Raw genomic sequence first — 7,297 nt, forward strand, 5'->3', positions numbered from 1 at the left:
CCACTGGCTAGAATGGCGCGCGGCGCTGCCTGCGCGCCTGATCCTGCGAGTTGTTGCCGTGCGATTTCTGTTGCTGCCCCTGCTGTTGCTGGCCGGTTGTGCCAGCGTGCCCCCTGCGCCGCCACCGGCCCATTCGGATGCGCTGTGGCGCCTGATCGAACGCGATTGCCAGGGCGCACAGTCGCCACGCGGCGATTGCCTGCAGGTGCGCCCGGCCGTTGATCACCGCGACGTGCTGGTCAAGGACGCGCACGGCCGCTATCAGTTCCTGCTGATGCCACTGGACAAGGTCAGTGGCATCGAGAGTCCCGCGTTGTATCGGCGCGGGGCACCCAATTACTTTGCTGCCGCCTGGCAGGCCCGCACTCGCACCGAGCAGGCACTTGGCCAGCGGTTGCCGCGCAGCATCGCCAGCCTGGCATTGAACTCGCCGCATGGACGTTCGCAGCACCAGCTGCACATCCACGTCGATTGCCTGCGCGCCGACGTGCTGCGGGCGCTGGAAGACAATCGCGCGGCCCTCGGCACGCAGTGGGCACCGCTGCCGGTACGGCTGCGCGGCCACCAATACCAGGCGCGGTTGCTGCCGGGCGAGGCGTTGACTGCCAATCCCCTCAACCTGCTGGCCTATGGCCTGAGCGGTGTGGACAGGGTTGGCCAATGGAGCCTGCTGGTGGCGGGGCACGAGGACGTGCATGGCGCGCCGGGTTTCATCCTGCTGGCCACGCAGCTGGATCCCGGCAGCGACAACGATGCCAGTGCTGAGGAGCTGCAGGACCATGCCTGCAGCGTGTTGACCGGCGCGGATGCTTCGCTGGAGCGGGTGCGCTAGTTCTCTGCTGACTGCCGTTGCCGCCAGGCAGGTGCTGTCAGGGCGTAGAGCTGGCGGTCCTGCCAGCCCTCGATATCCAGATGGTGATCGCGCAGCAGGCCTTCGCGCTCGAAGCCGATCGCCTGCAGGGTAGCGACCAGCGCGCTGCCTGCATCGGGCGGTAGCAGTACGAACAGGCGACGGATCCCCACCTGTTCGAACAGGAACGTGCACAGCGCCTGCAACGAAGCGTGCAGCTGCCGCCGCTGGGGACAGCCTGCGGCATGCAGCCAACGCAGTTCAACGCTGCGCGCATGCGCGCAATGCAGGCGCAGGTTCAACTGGTCCAGCAGCTCACCCGCTGCGTCGAAGCTGCCCAGCAGCAGCTGATCGTTGTCGTGTTGCAGCTGCGAACGCTGAACACCGCAGAGGAAATGGGCTTCGGCATCGAAATGGTCAGGCGGGTTGCCGCTGCGTTCGACCTGACGATAGTGGTGACGCCAGGCGGAAAGGTCTGAACGCTGCAACGGGCGCAGCACCACAGGCCCGTGCTGGAGCAGCAGGAGGTGGCGGCGCAGCACCGGTCGCAGCGGTGGCAGGGAAGTAGGGAAATACCGGTTCATGGGGTGTGACGATGCCGCAGGCCGGCGAGGGGGAACAATGAAAGAAGTTGCAAATGCGGAGCGGTCGCTGGCTGCGGTCTGATTCGGTTCAGGCATAACGCCATCAAGCCTGGTCATTTCCGTTGCAACCATCCGTTCAGGACACTTTCGTTACGGGATCGTTATGCGCACACCGTCGCCAGCGCCCCGGACCACCCGCCCAACTCCCCCAGGAAGCCCATGTCCGCCTCTTCCCTGGCGCTGCGCCCGCGTCCGCTGGTGCTTGCCTTGTCGTCCCTGATGCTGGCCTCGTTGCCGGCCTTCGCGCAGGAAAGCGCACCCACCTCATTGCAGGAAGTGAAGGTCACCGGCTCGCGCATCCCGCGTGCCAGTGTCGAGGGGCCGTCGCCTGTCACGGTGATCAGCCGCGAGCAGATCGATGCGCAGGGCTATCGCAATGCATTCGATGCGTTGAGCGCGCTCACCGAGAACACCGGCAACGTGCAGGGCGAGGACTTCGGCAATACCTTCACCCCGGCGGCGAACACCATCAACCTGCGTGGCCTGGGCCCGAACCGCACGCTGGTGCTGGTCAACGGTCGCCGCCAGGCCGACTATCCGCTGGCCTACGAAGGCTCGGTGAACGTGGTCAACCTGGCCAACATCCCCAGTGCGCTGATCGAGCGCATCGAGGTGCTGGCTGCGGGCGCGTCTGCGGTGTATGGCTCCGATGCCATCGCCGGCGTGGTCAACATCATCCTCAAGGACCGCTTCGACGGCGTGGACGTCAACGTGCGTGCCGGCGGCACCCAGCAGGGCGGTGGTGACAACCAGCGCGTGCAGGTTGTGGGAGGCAGCTCGGGCGAACGCTGGGAAGGCCTGTTCGGCTTCGAACTGGACGTGCGCAAGGCGATCCACGCGCGCCAGCGCGATTTCATGGATTCGCTGGACGATGACCCCACCGGCAAGGCACCGCAGCCGACGGCCGTCGCCTATCGTCGCAATGCAGCCACCGGTCGCAACATCGATCCGGGCACCGCCGGCTGCGATGCGGCTTCGTCCATCTACGGTGGCAGCGTGCTGCGCGCCAACAACCCGCGCCAGGGCTGGTACTGCGGCAGCAACGAAGCCGCTGCCAGTTACTGGACCGTGCAGACCGAGAAGCGCAACCTCAACGGTTACGGCCTGCTGACCTTCCACGTCAACGAGATCACCGACCTGTTTGCGGATGTCGCGCTGGGCAGCGCACGGATCAACAACAATACCCGTGCGCCCACCTGGACCTCGTCACGCAACTACTTCTACAACCAGAACACGGGCAACCTGGAGAGCTGGTACCGCCGCTTCGCGCCGGAGGAAATCGGGGGCCTGCCGCGCAATGCGAACCGCTTCCTGGAAAACTCGTGGTCGTTCAACGTCGGTGCGCGGGGCCAGATCGGCGACAGCGGCTGGGACTACGAGGCGGTCTACAGCCGCTCGCGCTACGAGAACCACACGCGCCGCCCGGTGCTGCTGGCCGGCATCAACGAGTACCTGCTGGGCCCGCAGCTGGGCGTGCGCAACGGCGTGGAGGTCTATGCACCAGACCCTGCGCGCCTGTTCCAGCCGTTGACGCCCGATGAGTACGGCCGCCTGTCCGACTACCAGGAGAGCCGCAATGCCGCGTGGCTGCAGACCTTCAGCGCGACGGTCAACGGCCGCCTGTTCGCGTTGCCCGGTGGCGATGCCGCATTGGCCGCGGTGGTCGAAGCGGGCAGCCAGGGCTACCGCAATCGCCCGGACCCGCGCTTGGGCACCGGCGAATTCTGGAACACCAGCGCCGGCATCGGTGCTGGTGGCGAACGTGACCGCTATGCGGCCGGTGTTGAACTGCAGCTGCCGTTGCTGCAGTCGCTGACCACCACCCTGGCAGGTCGCTACGACCAGTACCGCGCCGGCGGCGAGCATATCGGAAAGGCGACCTGGAGCTTCGGTGTCGAATTCCGTCCGATCGAAAGCCTGCTGATCCGCGGCACCGCGGCCACCAGCTTCCGTGCGCCGGACATGAACTATGTGTTCGCCACCGAGACCCGAGGCTACAACCCCGGCATGACCGATTACTGGCGCTGCCGCACCGCCGGCCAGTCGTATGACAACTGCGACTACAACGGCCTGTCGATCGACTACAGCAACCGCGCCAACCCGCAGCTGCAGCCGGAGTCGGCCAAATCGTACGGCTTCGGCGTGGTCTGGTCGCCACTGTCCGGGCTGGATTTCAGCGCCGACTACTACGACATCCGCATCGACAACGAAGTGACCAGCCTCGACACCAGCCGCATCCTGCGTGATGAGGCCGATTGCCGGCTGGGCCGCACCCTCGGCGGCGAAACGCGCGACATCAGCTCGTCGCTGTGCCAGGACGCGCTGTCGCGGGTGATCCGCAACCCCTCCACTGCCACCGTGCAGCCGGACCAGGTGACCCGCGTACTGATCAACCCGATCAACGCGGCATCGGAGTCGGTGCGCGGCATCGACCTGAAGGGCAACTGGCGCTTCGATGGGGGCCGCTATGGGCGCTTCACCACGCGCCTGGCCTACACCCTGGTGCTGGAGCATGAGTACAAGCAGTTCGCCGATGACGAAGTGCGCGACATCCGCAATTCGCTGGATGACTACCAGTGGCGCAGCAAGGCCAATGGCAGCATCACCTGGAACCAGGGCGACTGGACCACGACGCTGTATGGCAACCGTTTCGGCTCGCTGCCCAAGACCGATGGCAGTGGCCGCATCGCACCGTACATGACCTACAACGCCAGCGTGTTCCGCCAGTTCGGCGAAAACCTGTCGGTGGGCGTGATCGTCAACAACCTGCGCGACAGCCGCCCGCCGGCAGACAAGAACGGTGGCGGTTGGCCGTTCTATCCGGTCGGCAACTACGACCCGTATGGCCGTCAGTTCTGGGTGCAGCTGGATTACCGGTTCCGTTAAGCGATGCAAAACGAAAGGCCCGGCATTGCCGGGCCTTTCTTTGTGTGGCACTTCGCTTCCAGCGCCAAGCAATGGCATGCTCACCCAATCAGCAGGGAGGAAACAACGCATGGACGTTCGTCATCTGATGGTTGTGGTGCTCGCAGTCGCGGGCTGCAGCAGCAAAGAAGAAGCACCGGCAGCCGCTGCCCAGGATGCCACGATGGCGCCTGCCGACCGGGTTGAGGCAGCAACACGGATACGCGCTGCTGCAACATCCCTGCACACCGCTCCCGCTTCGCCCGGGTCTGCAGTCATTGCTGCGGCGGCCAAGCCAGCGGAAGGAACGTTCCTCACCGGCGAGCGCAGCCTGTTGAGTGAGGGGGCGATGTCCGTTGAACGATTCCATGCGGTGGTCGGTTCCAACAGAGCATTCGCACAGGCGGTCAGCCAATTCGAGCAGGATGCCGCACGCCAACCGGAAGCACAGGATCTGACCGGGCTGTACAGGTCAGCGGTGACTGCGGCGCTGGACGGGAATACGGACGTGGTCTCGTTCGCATGCGGCTACAGCTTGTGCCTCGGCGAGATCCGCAGCCGGACCGAAGACGGTTTCAGCGCCTGGGCGCGCTCCTTCGGGAAGGGCAACACGCCTCCCGTCTATGCATTCGCAACGGCCGAGTACACCCTGGGCCGGAACCTGCATTCGGGACGCTTCTTGTTCTCCACCGATCCGGCTGCCAACGGCATCACCACCCAGTAGGTCGGGACATGCCGGGCGGATGAAACGTTACGGCAGCGCCTGCACCAGGTACGACTCGATGACGTAGCTGAAAGGCTGCTGCTGGCGGTCGCGCAGCAGGGCGCGCACTTCCAGGATCACGCCACGGTCGCCTTCGCCGCGCGGTGGCCAGAACGTCTGGTCGGTCACGGTCTGGCGCTGGAAGCCGAGCGGACCGACCACGCGGCCGAACGGCTCGTCGGTCGTGTCCAGGACCTGGTTCATGGCCGGGCTGAGATGGTCGGGCAGGTACCAGTTGTCGGCCTCGGACAGCACGCGGCTGCCGCAGGCCAGCTGCACGCGCCGGTAACGCAGGGGCGTGGAGGCAGTGGCGCCCAGGGCCTGCAGCACGTCGGCCGGCGCGGTCTTGTCCTGGCCGTGCACACGCACGGCACGGACCCGGGCCTGCTCGGCCAGGCCGTGCTCGGCGCACCAGCTTTCCAGGGTGGCGGTGGCGCTCTGGCCGGCCAGCACGCGCTGGTGCAGTACCTCCACCAGCGCGGCGGAGGCAATCCGCTGCTGGCCCGGCGGCGCCTGCAGGGGCGCGCTGGCGCTGGCATCGGTGGCGGACAGGCTGGCGATCGGGGCAGCGGCCAGCAGGGACGCGGCCTGCCAGCGGCGAAGACGATCGTGGCGGTCGGACGGGCCCATGCGGCATCACAGCGGAAACAGGTGCCCATGTTACCCGTTCAGGCGTGTATCCGGCGTCCCTGCGGCGCACGGTCGCGGACGGGATTCATCGCGCCGGTGAATGCATGGCATGCAGATATTTCGTTGGCCGATGGACGCGGCGGCGGGCAGGATGGCGCCAGTGTTGGCTTTCCGGGAGAACCTGATGACCCTGCAGTTCGTCCATGGTGGCGTCGATCGCGACGGTGCCCCGCTGCATTTCCACATCCGTGATGGCCGGTTTTTCGGCATCAATGGCGACAATGCAGCAGCACAGGGAGCCGAAAGCGTCGATCTGACCGGCTTTACCGTGCTGCCTGGACTGGTCGACGGCCATATCCACCTGGACAAGAGCTTCGTCGGCGACCGCTGGCATCCGCATCAGCCGGTGAACAGCCTGCGCGAGCGTCTGGCGGTGGAAAAGGCCGCGATTGCCACCGCCGCACCCATGGCCGATCGTGCCGAGGCCCTGATCCGCCAGTGCAGCGGATTCGGTACGGTGGCGATGCGGTGCCACGTCGACATCGATGGCAGCACCGGCCTGCGTCACCTGGAGGCGGTGCGTGAAGCGGCGCTGCGTTGTGCCGACATCATGCGCATCCAGTTGGTGGCATTCCCACAGGCCGGCGTGATGTCGTGCCCGGGTACGGCGGCCATTCTGGAACAGGCGATTGCTGCCGGGGTGGAGGTGCTTGGAGGCATCGACCCGAGCACGCTGGACGGGGATGCCGAAGGCCAGCTTGCGTTGTTGTTCGGGCTGGCCGAGCGCTATGGCGTGCGTCTGGACATCCATCTGCACGAGCCGGGCGAGACCGGGCTGGCGCAGCTGCTGCGGATCGCCGCGCGCACACGCGCGGCGGGCCTGCAGGGCAGGGTGGCGGTCAGTCACGCCTATGCGCTGGGCGAGGTGCGGTTGGCGCGGGCGCTGCAGGTGGGTGAGGCCTTGGCTGCCGCAGGCGTAGCGATCATGAGCAATGCGCCGGGCGACCATCCGTTCCCGCCGCTGCGTGCTCTGCACGACGCTGGTGTGCGCGTGTTTGCCGGCAACGACAACATCCGCGACTGCTGGTGGCCCTATGGCAATGGCGACCTGCTGCAGCGGGCGATGCTGCTGGGCTATCGGTCGGGCTTCTACACCGATGCGGACCTGATGCTGGCGCTGGACATGGTCACCACCCATGCGGCGGAGGTGATCGGGTTGCCGCAGTACGGCATTGCAGAAGGTCGCCCGGCTACCTTCGTGGCGGTGCGTGCCGACCATGGCCCGGCGGCGGTGGCCGCAGTGCCGGCCGAGCGACGCGTGGTGGTCGACGGCCGCTGGCTGTAGCCGCCGGGCGGTGCCCGGTAGCACCTGGTAGTGCCGGCCGCTGGCCGGCAACTTCAACAGCAACAGCCGAAGCAACAGCGGCATTCCGAGGTAGGGCGGTGCGGTGTCGGATTGCGGGGACGCCGCAAGTACGTCCCTGTAGGCTCAGCCGCGCCATCCAT

General features: G+C 66.6%; 6 protein-coding genes. 4 read left to right on the top strand and 2 right to left on the bottom strand.

Translation table 11 applies throughout. The features are described from left to right. The first annotated feature begins 58 nt into the window (after nt 1-58). Nucleotides 59-832, top strand: a complete 774-nt coding sequence (locus AB4Y84_RS08670) for a CDP-diacylglycerol diphosphatase (RefSeq protein ID WP_394197192.1) — start codon at nt 59-61, stop codon at nt 830-832. On the opposite strand, the gene AB4Y84_RS08675 is transcribed toward AB4Y84_RS08670, so the two are convergent. Then, the gene (locus AB4Y84_RS08675; RefSeq protein ID WP_428704980.1) at nt 829-1,434 is read right to left on the bottom strand and encodes a GNAT family N-acetyltransferase; all 606 of its coding nucleotides are present in this window, start codon (nt 1,432-1,434) and stop codon (nt 829-831) included. The two genes, AB4Y84_RS08670 and AB4Y84_RS08675, sit on opposite strands and share 4 nt — an antisense overlap. Nucleotides 1,435-1,653: 219 nt before the next feature. Between AB4Y84_RS08675 and AB4Y84_RS08680 the strand changes: the two genes are divergently transcribed. Then, a complete protein-coding gene (locus tag AB4Y84_RS08680; RefSeq protein ID WP_442244568.1) occupies nt 1,654-4,380 on the top strand; it encodes a TonB-dependent receptor domain-containing protein in 2,727 nt (908 codons plus the stop codon). A gap of 202 nt (nt 4,381-4,582) precedes the next feature. Beyond that, nucleotides 4,583-5,122, top strand: a complete 540-nt coding sequence (locus AB4Y84_RS08685) for a hypothetical protein (RefSeq protein WP_442250001.1) — start codon at nt 4,583-4,585, stop codon at nt 5,120-5,122. A gap of 27 nt (nt 5,123-5,149) precedes the next feature. Here AB4Y84_RS08685 and AB4Y84_RS08690 read toward each other — a convergent pair whose 3' ends face one another. Further along, nucleotides 5,150-5,791: a hypothetical protein gene (locus AB4Y84_RS08690; protein WP_442244570.1), complete on the bottom strand. Its 642-nt coding sequence runs from the start codon at nt 5,789-5,791 to the stop codon at nt 5,150-5,152. Nucleotides 5,792-5,975: 184 nt separating this feature from the next. Between AB4Y84_RS08690 and AB4Y84_RS08695 the strand changes: the two genes are divergently transcribed. Continuing rightward, a complete protein-coding gene (locus AB4Y84_RS08695; RefSeq protein ID WP_442244571.1) occupies nt 5,976-7,136 on the top strand; it encodes an amidohydrolase family protein in 1,161 nt (386 codons plus the stop codon). Nucleotides 7,137-7,297: the final 161 nt, after the last annotated feature.

The sequence above is a fragment of the Stenotrophomonas sp. 2YAF22 genome (genome assembly GCF_052114665.1).
GTDB classification, from domain to species: domain Bacteria; phylum Pseudomonadota; class Gammaproteobacteria; order Xanthomonadales; family Xanthomonadaceae; genus Stenotrophomonas; species Stenotrophomonas indicatrix.